The sequence below is a fragment of the Amycolatopsis sp. EV170708-02-1 genome, assembly GCF_022479115.1.
Classification (GTDB): domain Bacteria; phylum Actinomycetota; class Actinomycetes; order Mycobacteriales; family Pseudonocardiaceae; genus Amycolatopsis.
In genome coordinates, this window is the sequence record NZ_CP092497.1 from 8,244,393 (window position 1) to 8,263,849 (window position 19,457).

General features: G+C 69.5%; 16 protein-coding genes and 2 pseudogenes. 2 read left to right on the plus strand and 16 right to left on the minus strand.

Annotated features, from left to right (window positions below; all coding sequences use genetic code 11):
* Window positions 1-85: 85 nt before the first annotated feature.
* The 6 genes from MJQ72_RS37470 to MJQ72_RS37495 form a co-directional block, all read right to left on the minus strand.
* Complete coding sequence (locus tag MJQ72_RS37470) at window positions 86-568, minus strand: VOC family protein (protein WP_240595733.1); 483 nt, start codon at window positions 566-568, stop codon at window positions 86-88.
* 67 nt (window positions 569-635) lie between these two features.
* Window positions 636-1,145, minus strand: coding sequence for a hemerythrin domain-containing protein (locus MJQ72_RS37475; RefSeq protein ID WP_396426906.1), 510 nt, complete (start codon window positions 1,143-1,145; stop codon window positions 636-638).
* A gap of 106 nt (window positions 1,146-1,251) precedes the next feature.
* On the minus strand, window positions 1,252-4,605 hold the full coding sequence (locus MJQ72_RS37480; RefSeq protein WP_240595735.1) for an error-prone DNA polymerase: 3,354 nt from the start codon (window positions 4,603-4,605) through the stop codon (window positions 1,252-1,254).
* Window positions 4,606-4,608: 3 nt separating this feature from the next.
* Window positions 4,609-4,761, minus strand: a complete 153-nt coding sequence (locus tag MJQ72_RS37485; RefSeq protein WP_167373507.1) for a hypothetical protein — start codon at window positions 4,759-4,761, stop codon at window positions 4,609-4,611.
* A gap of 2 nt (window positions 4,762-4,763) precedes the next feature.
* Window positions 4,764-6,374 carry a DNA polymerase Y family protein gene (locus MJQ72_RS37490; RefSeq protein ID WP_240595736.1) on the minus strand — a complete coding sequence of 537 codons (1,611 nt, stop codon included), beginning with the start codon at window positions 6,372-6,374 and terminating at the stop codon, window positions 4,764-4,766.
* Entirely contained in the window at window positions 6,371-7,045 is a 675-nt protein-coding gene (locus tag MJQ72_RS37495; protein ID WP_396427024.1) for a hypothetical protein, read from the minus strand. The genes MJQ72_RS37490 and MJQ72_RS37495 overlap by 4 nt, the downstream gene beginning before the upstream one ends.
* A gap of 227 nt (window positions 7,046-7,272) precedes the next feature.
* On the opposite strand from MJQ72_RS37495, the gene MJQ72_RS37500 reads away from it, so the two are divergent.
* The gene (locus tag MJQ72_RS37500; RefSeq protein ID WP_240595738.1) at window positions 7,273-8,097 is read left to right on the plus strand and encodes a hypothetical protein; all 825 of its coding nucleotides are present in this window, start codon (window positions 7,273-7,275) and stop codon (window positions 8,095-8,097) included.
* A gap of 61 nt (window positions 8,098-8,158) precedes the next feature.
* Here MJQ72_RS37500 and MJQ72_RS37505 read toward each other — a convergent pair whose 3' ends face one another.
* From MJQ72_RS37505 to MJQ72_RS37515, 3 genes are read right to left on the minus strand one after another with little or no spacing between them, the layout of a single operon-like run.
* Window positions 8,159-9,505, minus strand: a complete 1,347-nt coding sequence (locus tag MJQ72_RS37505; protein WP_240595739.1) for a tannase/feruloyl esterase family alpha/beta hydrolase — start codon at window positions 9,503-9,505, stop codon at window positions 8,159-8,161.
* Between the two features lie 58 nt (window positions 9,506-9,563).
* Window positions 9,564-10,004: a VOC family protein gene (locus MJQ72_RS37510; protein ID WP_240595740.1), complete on the minus strand. Its 441-nt coding sequence runs from the start codon at window positions 10,002-10,004 to the stop codon at window positions 9,564-9,566.
* Between the two features lie 11 nt (window positions 10,005-10,015).
* On the minus strand, window positions 10,016-10,501 hold the full coding sequence (locus MJQ72_RS37515; RefSeq protein WP_240595741.1) for a pyridoxamine 5'-phosphate oxidase family protein: 486 nt from the start codon (window positions 10,499-10,501) through the stop codon (window positions 10,016-10,018).
* 179 nt (window positions 10,502-10,680) lie between these two features.
* Here MJQ72_RS37515 and MJQ72_RS37520 point away from each other — a divergent pair, with 179 nt between their 5' ends.
* Window positions 10,681-11,385, plus strand: coding sequence for an SRPBCC domain-containing protein (locus MJQ72_RS37520; RefSeq protein WP_240595742.1), 705 nt, complete (start codon window positions 10,681-10,683; stop codon window positions 11,383-11,385).
* On the opposite strand, the gene MJQ72_RS37525 is transcribed toward MJQ72_RS37520, so the two are convergent.
* The 7 genes and pseudogenes from MJQ72_RS37525 to sucC form a co-directional block, all read right to left on the minus strand.
* Complete coding sequence (locus tag MJQ72_RS37525) at window positions 11,382-12,149, minus strand: hypothetical protein (RefSeq protein ID WP_240595743.1); 768 nt, start codon at window positions 12,147-12,149, stop codon at window positions 11,382-11,384. The two genes, MJQ72_RS37520 and MJQ72_RS37525, sit on opposite strands and share 4 nt — an antisense overlap.
* A 224-nt stretch (window positions 12,150-12,373) precedes the next feature.
* Window positions 12,374-13,936 carry a bifunctional phosphoribosylaminoimidazolecarboxamide formyltransferase/IMP cyclohydrolase gene (gene purH, locus MJQ72_RS37530; protein ID WP_044855652.1) on the minus strand — a complete coding sequence of 521 codons (1,563 nt, stop codon included), beginning with the start codon at window positions 13,934-13,936 and terminating at the stop codon, window positions 12,374-12,376.
* A complete protein-coding gene (gene purN, locus MJQ72_RS37535; protein ID WP_016331201.1) occupies window positions 13,933-14,550 on the minus strand; it encodes a phosphoribosylglycinamide formyltransferase in 618 nt (205 codons plus the stop codon). The genes purH and purN overlap by 4 nt, the downstream gene beginning before the upstream one ends.
* Before the next feature lie 76 nt (window positions 14,551-14,626).
* Window positions 14,627-16,090 carry a DUF6350 family protein gene (locus tag MJQ72_RS37540; RefSeq protein WP_240595744.1) on the minus strand — a complete coding sequence of 488 codons (1,464 nt, stop codon included), beginning with the start codon at window positions 16,088-16,090 and terminating at the stop codon, window positions 14,627-14,629.
* A gap of 143 nt (window positions 16,091-16,233) precedes the next feature.
* Window positions 16,234-17,042 (minus strand): annotated as a pseudogene (locus tag MJQ72_RS37545) (DUF5336 domain-containing protein).
* A gap of 271 nt (window positions 17,043-17,313) precedes the next feature.
* Window positions 17,314-18,200, minus strand: a pseudogene (gene sucD, locus MJQ72_RS37550) (succinate--CoA ligase subunit alpha).
* A gap of 1 nt (window position 18,201) precedes the next feature.
* On the minus strand, window positions 18,202-19,371 hold the full coding sequence (gene sucC / locus MJQ72_RS37555) for an ADP-forming succinate--CoA ligase subunit beta (RefSeq protein WP_016331197.1): 1,170 nt from the start codon (window positions 19,369-19,371) through the stop codon (window positions 18,202-18,204).
* Window positions 19,372-19,457: the final 86 nt, after the last annotated feature.

Consider the following 19,457-nt stretch of genomic DNA (forward strand, 5'->3'; position numbering starts at 1 on the left):
CTGACTTCGTACTCCCCGGGGTTGCCCCGGAGTGGGTGGCGATCCACCGGCTCACCTCCGCGTCGCTATCGCCACCCTACCGACTTCAGCGGCTGGGGATGATCTCCGTGCCGGAGACGTAGCGCATGGCCTCGACGAACTTCGGGTCGTTCATCCGGCGCTCCATCTCCGAATGATCGAGGTCGGCCAGCCGGGTCTGGATCCACCACAGGTTGCCGAACGGGTCGCGGACCCGGCCGACGCGGTCGCCGAAGAAGAGTTCGGTCTGCCTCGTCACCTCTTCGGCGCCGGCCTCGATCGCCCGGCGCTGCGTCTCCACGCTGTCCTCGACGTAGAGCCGCAGATACGCCGGGGTGTCGACCCAGTCGTCACGCGAGTCGAACAGCATGACGACCGAGTCGCCGATCCGGACCTCCGCGTGCCCGATCTTCCCGCCCTCGACGTACACCGGCTCGCCGATCGGCTCGGCGTCGAAAACCCGCTTGAGGAAGTCGATCACGCTCGCGGTGTCGCGCGAGATGATCCACGGGGTGACCGAGTGGTAGCCGTCGGGAATCGGGTTGGTCATCGGAGTTCTCCTCAGTCGTCGTATGCGATGAGAAGAACGCTAGAGCCCGTATAGGACAGATCGTGACCTAATGCGATTTCAGCAGGAAAGGCGGCTTCGACTCCTGCCACTCCGGCATGTCCAGCGAGTTGAGCACCTCGACGATCCGCTTCTCCTCGTACCGGAAATGCGTCTCCATGATCGCGGTGAGCCCGTCCAGTTCCCGTTGGACGTCGAGGATCTCGTCCTGACTCGACCCGGGGCCGACCCCGGCGACCAGCTCTTCGAGCCGTTCGATGATCCCGGTCATGACCTCGTGGTCGTGCGCGAGCTCTTCGAGCGATGGCCGCAGTTCGGGGAATTTGTCCGCCAGCACAAGGAAAGCGCCGCCGTCCTCACCGGTGTGATGCCTGGTCAGCGCGGAGCAGAAGGTGAGGCAATGTGCCCGGAGATCGCGCAGCCGCTCGGCACGCCCCTCCGCGACCGACCCGAGGTCGTCGTGCAGCAAGGCCAGCTCTTTACGCAACCAGTTGTGAACCTGAACGAGTTGATTTCCGAACGCCGTCAACCGGCCGTTCGTCCGAGAAGGGGTTTCCATGATTTCCCATGGTCCGGCGCCTCCATGCCCGCGACGGTCTCTTTGCCGGGTGCACTGCGACGCTGGCGAAACTTCAGCACAGCCTCCGGGTGATCGTCAAGAGGGTTCAGTGGAAGTCGCGGGACTTGGCGGTGATCCGCAACGGCAGATGCCGGATCTGTTCGGCGAGGACGTTCACCACGTCACCGGTGCGCTCGACCACGCCTCGGACCAGCAGCGCGGGGCTGCCGCGGGCGACCCGGTGATAGCGCTGCCACACGCCCATCGTGCAGATGACGTTGATCATCCCCGTCTCGTCTTCGAGGTTCACGAAGGTGACACCGCCCGCGGTCGCCGGCCGCTGGCGATGGGTCACGGCGCCCCCGGTCAGCACCTCGGTGCCGTGCGGGATCTCGCGCAGGCCCGCCGCGGTGACGACGCCGAGTTCGTCGAGGTGCTCCCGGACGAACTGGGTCGGGAAGCTGTCCGGTGAGACCCCGGTGGCCCAGACGTCCGCGGCCGCGATGTCGATCTCGTCCATTCCCGGCAACATCGGCGCCTTGGCCCCGGTGATGAGCCCCGGCAGTTTCTCCGGGCTTTCGTCGGCGACCGCGCCCGCCGCCCAGAGCGCGCTTCGCCTGCTCTCGCCGAAACAACCGAACGCCCCGGCCGCGGCCAGCGCCTCGACCTGCGGTTTGGTCAGCCGCACCCGCCGGGCGACCTCCGCCAGATCCGCGAACGGGCCGTCGCGTTCCCGCTCCTCGACGATCTTCCGTGCCAGGTTCTCGCCGATCATCCGCACGGTGGCCAGTCCGCCCCGCACGGCGAGCAGTTCTCCCCCGTCCGGCAAGGGTTCCAGCGTCGCGTGCGGAAGGCTCGCGTTGATGTCCGGGCCCAGCACGCGCACTCCGTGCCGCCGCGCGTCGGCGACCAGCGACTGCGGCGAGTAGAACCCCATCGGTTGCGCGCGCAGCAAACCCGCCAGGAACGCGTCCGGGTGGTAGTACTTGAAGTACGAGCTCGCGAACACCAGCAGGGCGAAACTCAGCGCATGACTCTCCGGGAAGCCGAAATTCGCGAAGGCCTTGAGCTTGCCGAAGATCTTCTCCGCCAGCTCCTCCTCGACGTCGTTCTTCGCGGCGCCTTCGAGGAAACGCCGTTTGAGCCTTTCCATCTTGTGTTCGGAGCGTTTGGCGCCCATGGCGTGCCGCAGCTGATCCGCCTCCGCCGGGGTGAAGTCGGCGATATCCAGGGCGATCTGCATCATCTGTTCCTGGAACAACGGGACACCGAGCGTCTTCCCCAGCGCGTTGGCCAGTTTCGGATGGTCGAAATCCCATTTCTCCTGGCCGTTCTTGCGCCGGATGTAGGGATGCACCGAACCACCCTGGATCGGGCCGGGCCGGATGAGCGCCACCTCGACCGCCAGATCGTAGAACGTCTTGGGGTGCAAGCGAGGCAGCGTGGCCAGCTGCGCGCGGCTCTCCACTTGGAAGACACCGATCGCGTCGGCGCGGCAGAGCATTTCGTAGATGTTCTGATCCTTGAGATCCAATTCGGAGATGTCGACCTCTTCCCCTTTGTGGTCACGAACCAGATCGATCATATAGTGCAGGGCCGACAACATTCCGAGCCCGAGCAGGTCGAATTTGACCAGTCCGGCGGCGGCGCAGTCGTCCTTCTCCCACTGCACGACACTGCGATTCTCCATCCGGGCCCATTCGATCGGGACCACCTCGCTCACCGGCTGTTCGCAGATCACCATGCCGCCGGAATGGATGCCCAGATGCCGAGGGAAGTCTTCGAGCGCGCAAGCCAGCTCCACGACCTCCTCCGGGATGTCGTGATCGTGATCCTTCTCCGTGGCCCGCAACGCGCCCCAACGGTCGATCTGCTTGCTCCACGCGTCCTGCTGGCCGGGTGTGTACCCCAGCGCGCGTGCCGCGTCCCGGACCGCGGACCGCGCCCGGTAGGTGATCACGTTCGCCACCTGCGCGGTGTTCAGCCGCCCGTATTTCCGGTAGACGTACTGGATCGCCTCCTCGCGGCGATCGGATTCGATGTCGAGGTCGATGTCCGGGTAACCGTCGCGTTCCGGGGCGAGGAACCGTTCGAAGAGCAGGCCGTAGCGCACGGCGTCGACCTTGGTGATGCCGAGCGCGTAACAGACCGCCGAGTTCGCGGCCGACCCCCGGCCTTGGCAGAGGATGTCGTTGTCCCGGCAGAACTTCACGATGTCCCAGACGATCAGGAAGTAGCCGGGGAAGCCCAGTTCTTCGATGATCTCCAGTTCGTGCTCGATCAGCTTCCGGGCTTTTTCGCGGTATTCGGCGTCTTTGTTCTTCTCGTGTTCCTTCGCACCCTCGTAAGTGAGCTCCCGGAGGTAGGAAGCCTCGGTGTGGCCCTCCGGCACAGCGAACGGCGGCAGCTTCGGCTCGATGTGGTGGAGTTCGAACGCGCACTCCCGCCCGAGCAGCGCCGCCCGCTGCACGGCGCCCGGATACCGCGCGAAGATCTCGGCCATCTCCTCCCCCGACCGCAGGAACGCCGTCCCCGCGGCGGGCAGCCAGCCCTCCATGTCCTCCAGGCCCCGCCGGGCGCGGATGGCGCTGAGCGCGTCGGCGAGCGGGGCCCGCTCCGGCCGGGCGTAGTGCGCGGCCGTGGTCGCCACCGTCGGCAACCCGAACTCGTCGGCCATCTCGCTCAGCAGGTCGTTGTGCGTGCTGTCCAAGGGAAGGCTGTGATCGATGAGTTCGACGTAGACGTTTTCCCTGCCGAAGCAGTCGATGAGTTCCTTCAGCCGCACGACGGCCGCCGCGGGGCCTTCGGTGACGAGCGCCTTGCGCACCGCGCCCTTGCGGCAGCCGGTGAGCACGACACACTTCCCGCGCACCTCTTCGGCGACCGCGCGCAGGTCGTAGACCGGCCGGCCCTTCTCCGCCCTTTCCTTCGGGGACAACGACCGCCTGTCGAAGCCGTGCAGCTGTCCGGCGGTGATCGCCCGGTTCAGGCTCAAATAGCCGTCCTTCTGTTTGGCCAGCAAGAGCAGGTGCTCACCCTCGGGATCGGTGAACCCGTTCTGCGGGCCGGACAGGCCGAAACTGAGCTCCGTGCCGAAGACGGTGTGCACGCCCAGCTCCCTCGCCGCCTCGGCGAAACGCACCACGCCGTACATGCCGTCGTGATCGGTGAGCGCGATCGCGTCCAGGCCCAGCCGCGCGGCTTCCTCCACCAGTTCCTCGGGATGGCTCGCCCCGTCGAGGAAGCTGAAGTTCGAATGACAGTGCAGTTCGGCGTACGGCACCCGGCACGCGGTGGCGCCGTCGTCGTCGCCGATCAGCCCGGTCAGGTCCGCGGGCCGCTGGTATCCCTGCCGCTTGGCACTCCACGCGGGGCTGTCACCGCCGTCGCCGGGCGGCACCTCGCCCGCGAGCTCGCGGGCGAGGTCCTTCCACGGCCGCGGAGGATTGTTCCAGCCCATCGGTCACCGGTTCTCGGTCGAGCTTCTCGGCGCGGGGACGAACACTTCCGCGCGCGGGACGCACGCCGCCCAAGCCGTGTCCAACTCGGCGCGTTGGACCGGGATGGCCGGCTCCTCCAGCCATCGCCGCACCAGCCGCGTGTACTCCTCGTCCATGTTCAGTCGTACTTCCCTTCCAGTGTCCACATCGGATTCTTGTGGTGCTCGAAGCGGAGCAGCACCGCTTCCTCGGCGTCCTGCCCGTCGGCCAGCAGCACCTGCAACCGCATCCGGGTCGCCGACCGGGCGTGCCCCGCCCCGGCACGGACACCGACGAACCACGGCCCCGCCCAAGCGAGGACCTCGCGAGGCTCACCTCCCTCGAAGCTCACGAGGTACGGCGCGGCGGTGACCCGGCGCCGTGCGGTGATCTCCACGACGCGCCCGTTCTCGTCCAGCACCTGGGCGGGCACCGGCCGGGCGAACACCGTCGCCGGGGAGGGCGACGGGAGCCTCCCGGCCCAGTTCGCGTCCGCCTGCGCCGTTTTCTCCCGCCTGTCGCCCCACGGCACCAGCCGGGCGCGCTCGGCGGGGCCGTGCCCACCGTCGAGCATCGCGGTGAAGACGCTCTCCGGCCCGAGCAGCCCCTGCACCCGCACCAGGGCGCGGCCCGCCCGCTCACCGGACAGGTCTTCGTCCTCGGTGGACGGCCGCAGCACGCCCGTCGCGCCCGCCTGCCACAACCCGAGCTGCAGCGACCGGCCTTCGACCGTCTCCTCCGGCTCCAGCCGCAGCCGGACGACCCCGGAATGGGGGCGGTCCTTGGCTTTCAGCCAGCCTTCGAACTGCCAGCGCACCCTGTCCGCGACGCCGAGCGGGGTCAGCGGCTCGGCACAACGCCACACCCGGCCGAGTTGTTCGCCGGTCTCGGTGGTGGCGTAGATGCCGAGCCGGGTGCAGGCCAGCCCGTACGCGGCGAGCCCGGCATGGAAGCGCTCGCCGAGGCCTTTCGCCACGAACGCGGCGGCGTCGACCCGGTCGATCGGCGGGTCGAACGCCTTCGCGAGCGAGAGCTCCGGCGGCGGACGGCGGCGCGACGGCGGCCGTTCGGACCGCCCTCGTGCCAGCCGATGCGCGAGCACGCCCTCCATGCCGAAGCGCGCGGAGACATCGCTTTCGCCGAGCGCCGCGAAGGCCCCCAGCGTGTGCAGACCGAGCTGCTTGAGCAAGGTGACCAGCTCGGCGCGGCCCGCTTCGGGCTGGTCGAGTTCGCGGATGGGCAGCGGGGCAAGGAATTCCGCCGTCCCACCCGGTTCGACCAGCGTCGACCGGCGGGCGGCGAGCGTCGCGGCGAACAGGCCGTCGGCCACGCCGACCTGGCTCTCCACTCCCGCCGCCACCGACACCTCGTCCACCAGTCTTTCGAGGAGGCCGTGCTCGCCGCCGAAGTAGCCGGCCGCGCCGTCGACCGGGACGGCGACGATCCCCGGGCGCACCACCTCGACACCGACGGCCAGCTCTTCCACCGCCCGTGCGACGGATTCGAAGAGCCGGGCGTCGCGACCTTCGTCCTCGCCGAAGACCGCCAGCTCCGGGCAACAGGACTGGGCCTCGCGCCGCCGCATCCCACGGCGGACGCCGTAGCCCCTGGCCACCGCGGTGCAGGCGACTACCCGGTTCGCCGAGAAGACCGCGGCCGGACGGCCGACGGGTTCGCCCGCGACGGCCGCGGCGGCGACCGCGGGCCAGTCCGGGCACCACAGCACCAGCATGCGGACCGGCGGGTTCATGCCGTCCCCCACTTGGTCGTGGGGAACTCGGCCCGCTCGACCTCGCCCTGGCCGGGAAAGCGCAGCAGGGCCGACATCGGCCGGGCCGCCGCACCCCGGCCGCCCGCCAGTACCTCCACCTTACGAGCGCGCAGATAGCCCGCGCCACCGCCGGTGAAACCCGTCCAGCGCGAACGGCGGCAGCTCAGCTCGACCTCCGCACCGGGCCAGGAACCCAGCGAAAGCAGCACCGACCCACGATGGCGCGCGCGGGCGGACAGCCTCCTCGCCACCTCGGGCCGGGCGAGCCCCGGACCGACGACCACGAGATCGAAACCGTCGAGCAAGGCCGCGGTCACCGCCGGGAACTCGGCACCGGGGCGGGGGACCAGCGCCAGCCTGCCCACCTCGACCCCGAGCTCCGCGGCGGCGACCACCCCGAGCGCGGGCAGGCCGACCGCGACCGCCCACGCACCGCCGGCGGTCGCGGCGGCCAGCAGAGTGAGCATCAGTGACGTGGACCCCAGCACCGAAACGGTGCTCCCGCGCCGGAGCCCCGCGGCGGGCAGCAGACCGGACAACGCCGGGGACACCGGGAGCACCCTTCCCGTCGTCCTCGCGTGTTCGGCCGCGGAAGCCACGCCACTGGCCGTGCTCACTCCCGGCAAGGCCGCCAGCCTCGCCAACGGCAAGGCCCGTGCCTCGACCACCTCCGCTGTCACCGGACCTCGCCTCCCCACGACACCTAGACCGTCCTTTGTGGACGGCACCGGCGTGCCACGGGGAAGGCGGCACTTCGAACGCTTGTTCGATACCTCCAGTAGACCGGGTGGCGCAGCGGTTGTCAAGCGAGCCGGAACGATCACCGGACCTGTCACGTCCGAGACCGGGGGTCTTCCCGTCAGGAAAGGAAACCGCAGTGGACGACGCTTGGCCCGAGACGGTGAACGGCTGGGAACTCGCCAGGGAGGGCCATATCGAGAACTACCGCAAACGCCTGGCCAACCGGGTCACGGTCACCGCGATCTGGGAGAACGGGACCGGGCGGGGCCAGGTGGACGCCCGCACCGAGCCGCTGGGCGGCGGCCGGACCCTGACCAGCAGCCGCAAGGACTTCCGGGACAAGGACGCGTTCTGGACCGCCGCGACGTGCGTACTGGAGATGGCCGCGAACCTGCCGTCGCTGGACTGGCACACGAGCCCGGCGCCCACGGCGCTGGCCGGGACCGTGGCGGGCATGGTCGAGGCGGAGCCCGGCACCAGCGGCTACCCGGAGGCCGAACTGACGTTCACGTTGACCGACGGGCAGACCGTGACGCTGTGCATGACCGACGAACAGGCCTTCGACCTGAGCAACAGCATCTACCGGCTCGATCACCACGTCTGGTCCGAAGAACGCGAAGACGAGGAAGAAGAAGACGAGGGCGACGACTACGACGATGTCGATTCCGTCGACGAAGAAGAGACCCCGGACGTCAGCGAGGTCCAGTCCGGCCCGGACACCGGGCACGACCTGGTCACGGTGCTGGAGGAAAGGTTCGGAGTCACCGAGGACAACCTGCTGGCGCACGTCGACTGGTCCGCGCTCATCGTGGTGGGTGAACCCGCGGTGAGCTCCCTCGTCGACCGGGGTGACGAGCTGACCGCCGCGGTCGCTCCACGGTGGTATCCGGTCGTGGCGGACCGGCCCGGCGAGCGCTGGGTCGTCCTGAAGCGCACCGGCCTGCGCTACCACGGGGAATGAAGCCTCGTGAGTGGCGAGGACGGTTAGAACCGTCCCCGCCACTCACGAGACCCGGCCAACCTCAGACCGCGCGGGGAAGCGGCTCCGGGTGATACCGCCGGAAGGCGGACGCGGCGGTGCCCTGCTCACCGTGCAGCCAGTCGTAGAGGAAGCGGAACTCCGGGCCGAACCGGTTCGCCTCGGCGTTCAGGCGTTCCGGTGACGTCGATGGCCAGCGTCCGGTTTCGACGCGGTCCCGCAGCACACGCAACGCCGTCAGTTCTTCCGCGGCGGTGTGCTGGCAGTGCCCGCCCCGGTTCACGAACAGTTGCCGGATCCGGCCGGGATCGACGCGGTCGCCGTAGGTCCGCTCGTGTTCGGGGGCGACACCGTCGCCGATCGGGTGCAGCGTGACGACGGGCTGACGACCACGTCCCGTCGGCGTCCCGGCACGGGCGAGCCAGCGGGCGGCGGCCTTGTCGGCCTGGACCCGGGGCGCTCCGGCGAGCGCGGCCAAGTCGGCGTCGAGGCTCAGGCCCGCGTCACGGTAGGCCTGGTGCACGAGGCCGCGTTCACTGGACCGGGCGAGCAGGCCGCGGTAGTCCACCCCGGTGTTCCCGGTCGGATTCCCGCCGGCCTGCGCCTCCAGATCGGCCCGGTGCGCACCCCAGGCCAGCTGGTCGTAGACCGCCTGGACGAACTCCGTCTGCTGCCGGACCTGCGCCGCCACGTCGGTGGAACGGGGACGATGCGCCGTCGACCAGCCGGGGACGTCGGCGAACGCGTTGGCGAGAGCGAGCCGCGCCCGTCCTTCGGGTGATTCCAGCGCCTTCGCGAGCACCTGACGGGCTTTCGCGAGATTCGCCCCAGGGTCGGCGATGCGGACGATCTCCAGTTCGGGCGCCAGCAGCGTCCGGACCGTGAACCCCAGATCGAGCGTCTGGCCGAACAACGCGGAACCGCCCGCGACGGGACCGCACATCGCCAGCGCGCCGTCGATCCGATGCGGGAGCCGCTCGGACAGCAGGACCGCGTTGAGCCCGCCGCCGGAAGCTCCCCAGGTGAGCACCTGGTCCGGACGGCCGACCGTGCGGTCGAACCAGGACAGCAGTGCCGTCTGATCGTGGACGGCTTCGCGGGCCGAGAAGCCGTTCGGCTTGCTGTAGAGCGACGCGGCCAACGCGTACCCCTCGCCGAGGAGAACGGGTTTCGCCTCCGCCCGGTTGGCGAGTTCGATCTCCTCGGGAACGTAGCCCGGCGGATAGATCCCGTGGTTGTACAGCAACAACTTGCCGTTCCAGTTCGACGGCACCTCGACCCGGTACCGGGCACCCTCGATCACTCCGGTGTGCACACGGACGTCGTCCGTGCCGATGGCGGGCGCACCGGTGACGATCAGCGCGGCGGCCAGGATTCCTGTCAATGTCATGGCGGAAATGCTGACAGCGCGCGACGTCGCGGGAATCCGTCGAGACGCGGCTTCTCGCCTACGCTTCCGGGCGTACGAGCTCTTCCGCCAGCTCGACGACGATGCCCGCCGGGCCGCGGACGTAACAGAGCCGGTAACTGTCCTCGTACCGCACCAGCTCGCCGACGAGCGTGGCCCCGTGCGGCCGTAACCGCTCGAGGGTGGCTTCGATGTCCTCGACCGAGAACACGAAATGGCTGATACCGGGCGTGTTCATCGGCGCGCGCGGATCGCCTTCCGGCCCCTCCGGAGTGTGGTACTTGATCAGCTCCACTCCTCCGTGACCGTCCGGCGGCCGCAGCACCGCGATATCCGTCCGCACCCCGTTCAACCCGGTGATGCGATCGACCGTGTCTCCTTGGAGCGACGCCTCGCCTTCCAATTCGAGACCCAGCGCGACGAAGAAGGCCTTGGCCGCCTCGAGATCGTGGACGACGGCGCCGATGTGTTCCAGCTTCATGATCGCTCCCTTCAGGCGCTCTGCCGGGCGATGAGCTCTTCGACGGCGGTGGGCAGCGTTTCCTCGAAGTCGATGAGCTTGACCCAGGTCGGGGTCATGACGATGCGGACCATGCTCTTGTAGAGCGCTTTCACGTTCTCCTCCCACTCGGCCCGCTGCTCCGGCGTCATCTCGTAGGTGCCGCTCCACTGCATGTACTCGTCGGGGATGCCGTCGACGTGGTCCAGCTCGACGGTGCCGCGGAGAAGCAGGATCTTCGGCGGATGCGATTCGGTGTCGATCGTCAGCGCGACCGCCGGGTTGCGGCGCAGCGACGCCAGCTTCGGGGCGTTCGTCGAGGTGCACATGACGATCTCCGTGCCGTTCCAGTGGATGCCGATCGGGATCGCCCGCGGCGTGCCGTCGACCGCGGTGTAGGCCAGCCGGGCCAGGTCACGGGCCAGGAGCTCCTGGCTGAGCGGGCGGTTCAGGATCTCGTCGATCGTGTTCTGCTGCATGTCCCTCTCCTCGGGTCGCCGTCTTCGCGGACACCCCAGGGACGCCGCTGCTCGCCGCACTTCGACATCCCGAAATGTGACCTGCATCACTTCGCCTTTAGCGGGCTAAACGCGATCCGGTTGTCGAAAACGCGCCTGGCCAGGCGTCGCTCTCATGAGACACAAGAGAGAGGACGCTCATGGCAAAGGAATCCGAGGTCCGCTTCGAGGGCTTCCTGCCCACCACACCCGCCGACACCTGGGCCGCGATCACCACCGCCAGCGGCGGCTGGCTCTGGCCGATCCAGTACGAACCCCGCGACGGCGGCGCCGAGTCCGGCCTCACCCCCAACGGCGGCATGGTGACCGTCTGGAAGCCGTCGCGGCGCTTCGTCACGTACGCGGAAGACGAGACCGGCTGGTTCAACACGCTCGAATACGTCCTCGAACCGAAGGACGGGGGCACGTACCTGCGTTACGAGCACACCACCGTCCTCGACGACTGGGACGTCGAATACGACGCGTGCGAGCAGCACACGGCGTTCTACTGCCACTCGCTGGGCGAATACCTGACGCATTTCAACCGACGTCAGGCGAAGTACTTCAAGGCCGATGCGCCCGAAGCGTCGAAGGCCCCGGAGGCGTTCGAGACCGTGAGGGCGGCTCTAGGCGCGAAGGCCGTGGGCGACCGTGTGTACCTCGAAGTCGCCGGCGTCGAGGGCGTCGTCGACTACCTGACGCCGGCCTTCATCGGTGTCCGGACCGAAGACGCGCTGTACCGCTTCTACGGCCGGAACGTCTGGGGCTGGCCGGTGGGCATCGGGCACCACCTGTTCGCCGAAGACGCCGACGCGGACGAAGCCGAGAAGGCGTGGACAGCCTGGCTCAACGGCTTGTACGCCTAGCGGGGCAGGTTCTTCACGAGCTCGGCGCCCACGGATTTCGCCACTTCAGCGGACTCCGCGGGCGGGATCGGCGAGTTCGTGAAGAACCCTTTGTCCCAGCCCTTGTAGGTGACGAGGACGACGTACACGCCCTGGATGACCCGCAGCTCGGCGCCGCTGAAAGCGCTGTCGGTGCCGAGGGAGACGAGGACCGCCTTCTCGCCGATGCCCTGCACCTGCTGCTGGCGCTCGGACGGCGCGGCCGACCCGGTGGACGACTCGGCCGCACGCTTCTCGGCGTCCGGGCCCTCGTGGCGATACACCATGACCTGGAGGGCGCGGTCGTGGACGTTGTCGCTCTCCGGCGGCAGCCAGGAACAGCCCTGCTGCTTGGTGACGATGTCGCCCGCTTTGATCTCGTTGTCGCGGACACCCTGGAAGCTGGTGGTGAACGTCTTGTTCAGCAGCTCCGGGGAGACGGCGCACTCGGCGGGCGGCTGCTGCGAGACCGGCGCCTTGCCGACCGAGGAGTAGTACTCCGACCCGAAGATCGCGCCGGGGATGCCCAGGCCGAGAAGGACCACGACGCCCACGATCAGGCCGACGATCAGCCCGGTCTTTTTCTTCTTGGGCGGCTGCCCGTAGCCGGGAGGGCCGTAGCCGGGCGGCGGACCGTATCCGGGACCGGCGGGCGGGCCGTAACCCGGCTGCTGCCCGTAGCCTCCCTGCCCGGGTGGCGGACCGTAACCCGACCCCTGGCCGTACCCCTGCGGCGGCTGGTGCACCGATCCTCCCCTGGCGATTCGTACGTCCGCGTCGCGTTTAGCCCGCTAAAGGCGACACGCGCCCGGACCTGCGTTTCGCGGGCTAAACGCGATCCGGGGCCAGCATGGCACGAACCCCCGCGGCCGGGCACCGGGAGCACCCGCGGGCACCCCCGGATCGCGATTAGGGGGCTAAACGCAGGTCCGCGCGCGGATCGCGTTTAGCCCGCTAAACGCAGGTCGGGTCAGTGGGCGAAGTGGCGCGTACCGGTCAGGTACAGGGTGACCCCGGCGGCCTCGGCGGCAGCGATGACCTCGGCGTCGCGGATCGAGCCGCCCGGCTGGACGACGGCGCGGACGCCGGCCTCCAGCAGGACCTCGAGCCCGTCCGGGAACGGGAAGAAGGCGTCCGAAGCGGCGACGGAACCCTTCGCCCGGTCGCCCGCCCGCGAAACCGCGAGCCGCGAGGAGTCGACCCGGTTGACCTGGCCCATGCCGACGCCGACGGTCGCGCCGTCGTTCGCCAGCAGGATCGCGTTCGACTTCACCGCGCGCAGCGAACGCCACGCGAACTCGAGGTCGGCCAGCGTCCGCTCGTCGGCGGGCGCGCCGGTGGCCAGCGTCCAGTTCGCCGGGTCGTCGCCCTCGGCGGCGATCGTGTCGACGGTCTGCACCAGCATGCCGCCCGAGATCGGCCGAAACTCGATCGGATCCGGCGACGTGATCGCGGGCAGCTTCAGCAGTCGCACGTTCTTCTTGCGCTGCAGGATCTCGAGCGCCTCGGCGTCGAAGTCCGGCGCCAGCACGACCTCGGTGAACACCTCGGAGATCTGCTCGGCGGCCTCGCGGCTCACCGGCCGGTTGGTCGCGATCACCCCGCCGTAGGCCGAGACCGGGTCGCACGCGTGCGCCTTCCGGTGCGCCTCGGCGATGTCCTCGCCGACCGCGATCCCGCACGGGTTGGCGTGCTTGATGATCGCGACGGCTGGGGCCTCGAAGTCGTACGCGGCACGGCGCGCGGCGTCGGTGTCGACGTAGTTGTTGTACGACATGGCCTTGCCGTGCAGCTGTTCCGCGTGCGCGAGGCCGGGCCGCCAGTGCTTGTACAGCGCGGCCTTCTGGTGCGGGTTCTCGCCGTAGCGCAGCACGTCGCCGCGCTCCCACGAAGCACCGGTGAAGTCCGGGAAACCGGAGTCGTCCGCGGGCGCGTAGACGTTGGCGAACCAGGCGGCGACGGCGGTGTCGTACGCCGCCGTGTGCGCGTAGGCCTGCGCGGCGAGCCGCTTGCGGTCGGCCAGCTCGAAACCGCCTGCCGCGACGCGCTCCAGCACCCACTCGTAGCGGGACGGGTCGACCACGACGGCGACACTGTTGTGGTTCTTCGCCGCGGCACGCACCATCGCCGGGCCGCCGATGTCGATGTTCTCGACACAGTCTTCCGGGCTCGCACCCGAGGCGACGGTCTGCGTGAACGGGTACAGGTTGACCACGAGCAGGTCGAACGGCGCGATGTCGAGCTGCTTGAGCTGCTCGACGTGCTCCGGGCGGTCACGGTCGGCGAGCAGGCCGGCGTGCACGCGCGGGTGCAGCGTCTTGACCCGGCCGTCGAGCGACTCGGGGAACCCGGTGACCTCTTCGACCGGCGTCACCGGCACCCCGGCGTTCGCGATGACCTTCGCCGTGCCGCCGGTCGACACGATCTCGACACCCGCCGCGTGCAGCCCGGTGGCGAGTTCGAGCAGGCCGGCCTTGTCCGAGACGCCGATCAGCGCGCGCCGGACGGGACGCTGTCCCTGTGCGGTACTCACGAAAACCTCACCTTTCGTCCCTCGACCGAGCACCCGCTCCGGCCGAGTTTCTCGATCGTTTCCACCAGGAGCCTGCGTTCCACGGCCTTGATCCGCTCGTGCAGGACGTTTTCGTCGTCGTCGGGCTCCACGATCACCGGCTCCTGCGCGATGATCGGCCCGGTGTCGACCCCGGCGTCGACGAAATGGACCGTCGACCCGGTGACCTTGACGGCCATCGCCAGCGCGTCGGCCACGGCGTGCGCGCCGGGGAACGACGGCAGCAACGCCGGATGGGTGTTGATCACGCGGCCGGGGAACCGCGCGAGGAATTCGGCGCCGAGGATCTTCATGAACCCGGCGGAGACGACCAGGTCCGGCTGGTAGGCGGCGACGGCTTCGGTGATCGCCTTGTCCCACGCCGCGCGGTCCGGGTGATCGGCCATCCGCACGGTGAACGACGGCACTCCGGCGCGTTCGGCCCGGGTCAGCGCCTCGACCCCGGTGCGGTCCGCGCCGACGGCGACCACCTTCGCCGGGAAGTTCGGCTTTTCGACGGCGTCGAGCACGGCTTGCAGCAGCGTGCCGGAACCGGACGCGAGGACGACGAGCTTCACCGGAGTGGGCAGGTCCAACCGACTAGCCAGAACGGGCTCCTTGCCACGGCGGTACGCACTCGGGCGTACGGCGCTTCACCTGGTCGCGACAACCCTAACGGTCGTCGTCGGGGGCGCTTTCGTCGCCGGACCCGTCGGTGGACTCGGTCACAGCGTCATCGGCGTCATCGGCGACATCGTCCTGCTCGGGCTCGGCTTCGGGCTCCGGTTCCGCCGGGACCTCGTCGGCGTCCTCGCCCAGCTCTCGGGCGAGTTCCGCTTCGGCCTCTTCGTCTTCGAGCGCTTCTGCCTCGGGTTCCTCGACCGGTTCGACTTCTTCTTCGACTTCAGCGATGTCTTCGACCTCGGGTTCACCCGGCGGTTCGGGGGCCTCGTGCGGTCCGGCGAAGAACGCGACGAACCCGCCGGGCACGACGATCCAGCAGAAGGCGATCACGGACGCGACCCCGACCGGCACGCTGACCGGGTCGAACGGCCCGTCGCCGAGCCTGCCGCCGGAGACGGTCCCGAGGACGACGCACCCGAACGCGACCAGCGCGCCCGCGACGGCGATCGCCCGCATGCGCAGCATCGGATCCTCGTCGATCGCGCGGATCCGCCAGCCGACCAGCGCACCGACCAGCGCGGGCAGGAGCAGCAACGCCGGCCACCAGACAGCGTGATGCGACGGGATCCCCGCCAGCACCGGCACTCCGGGCAGCTTCCCTTCCTGGTAGCCGAACATCCCGACGGTCAGCGAGCCGACCGAGAAACCGGGCCCGGTGGTGAACGACAGCGCGGCGACGACCGCGTTCGGCAGGTAGGCCACGGAGAGCACGAACAGGCCGAAGCTCGCGCCGAAGCCCGGCTCGAACAGGCTGTCCACAGTGGACCAGGAGAGCGCGGTGGCCGCGGTGAACACCACGGCGCCGCAGGCGATGAACGCGGCGAGGCCGAGCGCGCCCGCCCGCAGGCCGTGGACGGCCACCGGGTCGAACCGGTCCCGCACCACGGCCGGGAGCCCGCAGACCTTGGCGAGTCCCGCGATGGCGGCGAGACCGGCGAGAAGGCCCGGCACGCAGAAAGCGGTCAGCGGATTCACTTCGATCGGCGACCCACCGGCCAGCAGGGCGATCAGCACACCGAACAGCGCGTGCGCCCCGGCGATCACCGTCACCACCGGGACCGCGTCCGCCGGGGTCCGGCCGCCGACGCGGCGGGTGGCGCGCGCGGCCGCCCTCGCCACGAGCCAGCCGACGGCGAGCGTCGGCAGCAGCGGCAGCACGCCGAGCGGATGACCGCCGAGTTCGAGTTCCACCTGCCACGAGGCGAGCCAGCCGGGGCCGGCGGCGAGCAGGGAGCCGGTGGCGGAGAACCGGGACCGGTCGGCGGCGAACGAGACCACCGCGAGCACGAACGCGACGGCGGAATAGGAGAACAGCAGGGGCGCGCAGGCGGCGGCGAGCAACACACGAACCCGCTTCGCCCTGGAGACCTCCAGCTCGGGGACGAGGTCGCTCACCGGCTCTTCGCCCGGCGGGCGTTCGTCGCGGGTGAGCAGCTTCATGAACCGCACCATGACATCCGGACTGGGCCGTCCGGGTGAGGCACGCCGCCGCCGGCCGGGGCACGTGGCCCAACCCACCCGGTCGGGTACCCCGGAAAAGAAAAACACCCGCTGTGACACGGAGAGTCACAGCGGGTGTTTTCGCGTTCGGAAGGTCAGCTCTGCTGGCCGAAACCACCGGGCGGCGTGCCCGGGTTCTGGCCCGACTCCGACGACGAGGACGGCGGCTGCTGGAAGAACTGGCCCTGCTGCGGCGCGTACGTCGTGGCCTGCTGGCCCGGCGGCTGCGTCACCGGCGGCTGGAACCCGCCCGGCTGCGAGAACGGACCGGACTGCTCACCCGGCTGCTGCCCCTGCTGGCCCGCGGCGGGGAACGGCTGGACCTGCGTGGCGGCCGGACCCTGCTGCCCCTGCTGGCCGAACGGACCCTGCGGGCCCTGCTGCGGGAACTGCTGGCTGTACGGGGCCTGCGGCGCCTGCTGCTGCGGCTTCGCGGCGGGCAGCTTGATGACGTCGTGCTCGAACAGCAGCGCGGCGACCGCGACCAGCATCTGCAGGATGCCGAGGATCAGCACCACGGTGAGGATGCCCGGGACCGAGACGTCCTCACGGCCGCTTCCGTAGCCGATGACCAGGTCCAGTGCCCCGAAGGCGCCGATGACGCTGAACAGCGCGGCGAACGGCAGCGTCTTCGGGCCGCGCGGCAGCGCGTGCAAGGCCGCGAGCAGACCGCTGACCAGGAGGAAGACCGAGACCTGCCCGGCGGCGTCGGCCTCGTCGGAGAAGCCGATGAAGAACTGCACCAGCCCGAGGACGGTGACGGCGAGCGCGAGCAGCAACGCCAGGTTCAGCGGGGCGGCCGGTGACGGCGCCTGCTGCTGAGGAAAGGCCCCGAGGCGGGGTTGGGGTGTTGCTGGCCGCCACCCTGCTGGGGGTAGCCGGGCCCACCGCTGGGATAGGACATCCGAATGCTCTCCTGTCGTTCGACCGGCACCCCGGGGCGCGCGGGACTCCCGGGACAAACGAGGCGGCTGTGATGCTCGAACGCTAGCGCACACGCGGACACCCCACGCCTCGGGCTCTGAGACGTCTGTACACCCGATGAGGTTCCCGGCGGAACCCCTTCCCGACCGCCGGATCGCGTTTAGCCCGCTAAACGCGATCCGGGGCGCAAAGGGGCGGGCCGGGCACCAGAGTGGTGCCCGGCCCGCCGGGGAAAGCTCAGTCTCCGGAGATCAGAGGCTGTTGTACAGCTCGCGCGCCAGGACGGCGGTCTCGCTCGGGTCTTCCCGACCTTGACGCCGGCGGCCTCGAGGGCCTCCTTCTTCGCGGCGGCCGTGCCGGAGGAGCCGGAGACGATGGCGCCGGCGTGGCCCATGGTCTTGCCCTCGGGCGCGGTGAAGCCCGCGACGTAGCCGACGACCGGCTTCGTCACGTTGTCCTTGATGTAGGCCGCGGCCCGCTCTTCGGCGTCGCCGCCGATCTCGCCGATCATCACGATGACCTTGGTCTCGGGGTCGGCCTCGAACGCCTCGAGGGCGTCGATGTGCGTCGTGCCGATGACCGGGTCGCCGCCGATGCCTACACCGGTCGAGAAACCGATGTCACGCAGCTCGTACATCATCTGGTAGGTCAGCGTGCCCGACTTCGACACGAGACCGATCGGGCCCGCGCCGGTGATGTCGGCCGGGATGATGCCGGCGTTCGACTTGCCGGGGCTGATCACGCCGGGGCAGTTCGGCCCGATGATGCGGGTCTTGTTGCCGGTCGCGACCGCGTGCGCCCAGAAGTAGGCCGAGTCGTGCACCGGGATGCCCTCGGTGATCACCACGGCGAGCGGGATCTCGGCGTCGATCGCCTCGATGACCGCGTCCTTGGCGAACTTCGGCGGCACGAAGATGACCGAAACGTCGGCGCCGGTCTCCTTGATGGCCTCCTCGACCGTGCCGAACACGGTGAGGTCCTTGCCCTCGATGGAGACGGTCTGACCGGCCTTGCGGGCGTTGACGCCACCCACGATGTTCGTGCCGGACTTCAGCATCTTGGTCGCGTGCTTCATGCCCTCGGAGCCGGTGAGCCCCTGGACGATGACCTTGCTGTTCTCGTTGATGAAGATCGACATCTCACGCACCTGCCGCGGCGAGCTCGGCGGCCTTGTCGGCCGCGTTGTCCATTGTGTCCACCACGGTGACCAGCGGGTGGTTCGCGTCGGCCAGGATCTGACGTCCCTCGACGACGTTGTTGCCGTCCAGCCGCACGACGAGCGGCTTGGTGGCCTCGTCGCCCAGGATCTTCAGCGCCTCGACGATGCCGTTCGCGACCGCGTCGCAAGCGGTGATGCCGCCGAAGACGTTGACGAAGACGCTCTTCACGTCGGTGTCGTTGAGGATGACGTCCAGACCGGCCGCCATGACCTCGGCCGAAGCGCCGCCGCCGATGTCGAGGAAGTTGGCGGGCTTGACGCCGCCGTGCTTCTCGCCCGCGTAGGCCACGACGTCCAGCGTGGACATCACGAGGCCCGCGCCGTTGCCGATGATGCCGACCTCGCCGTCGAGCTTGACGTAGTTGAGGTCCTTGGCCTTGGCCTTCGCCTCGAGCGGGTTCTCCGCGTCCTTGTCGACCAGGGCCTCGTGGCCCGGCTGACGGAACGAGGCGTTCTCGTCGAGGGTGACCTTGCCGTCGAGGGCGATGATCTTGTCCTGCGGGTCGCGGACCAGCGGGTTGACCTCGACCAGGGTCGCGTCCTCGGAGACGAAGGTCTCCCAGAGCTTCACGACGACGTCGGCGGCCTCGTCGACGACCTTCTCCGGGAACTTGCCCGCGGTCAGGATCTCGACGGCCTTCGCCTTGTCGACACCGGCGATCGCGTCGACCGGGATCTTCGCGAGCGCTTCGGGACGCTCGACGGCCAGCTGCTCGATCTCCACGCCACCTTCGGCCGAAGCCATCGCGAGGAAGGTGCGGTTCGCACGGTCCAGCAGGAAGGAGAAGTAGTACTCCTCGGCGATGTCCGAGGCTTCGGCCACCAGCACGCGACGCGTGATGTGGCCCTTGATGTCGAGACCGAGGATCGCCTCGGCCTTCTCGGCGGCCTCATCCGGCGTCTGGGCCAGCTTGACGCCGCCGGCCTTGCCGCGGCCGCCGGTCTTGACCTGCGCCTTGATGACGACCTGGTTGCCGATCTTCTCGGCGGTGGCCTTGGCTTCTTCGGGGGTGTTTGCCACGGCACCCGGCAGAACCGGTACTCCGTGGGCGGCGAAGAGATCCCTCGCCTGGTATTCGTAGAGGTCCACTACTCCAGTCTCCTGACGACACGCCACTGTGGTGGTCCGTTGCCGGACCGCGCTGTCGGACCAGTCGAGGTTAGCGACCTGCGCAG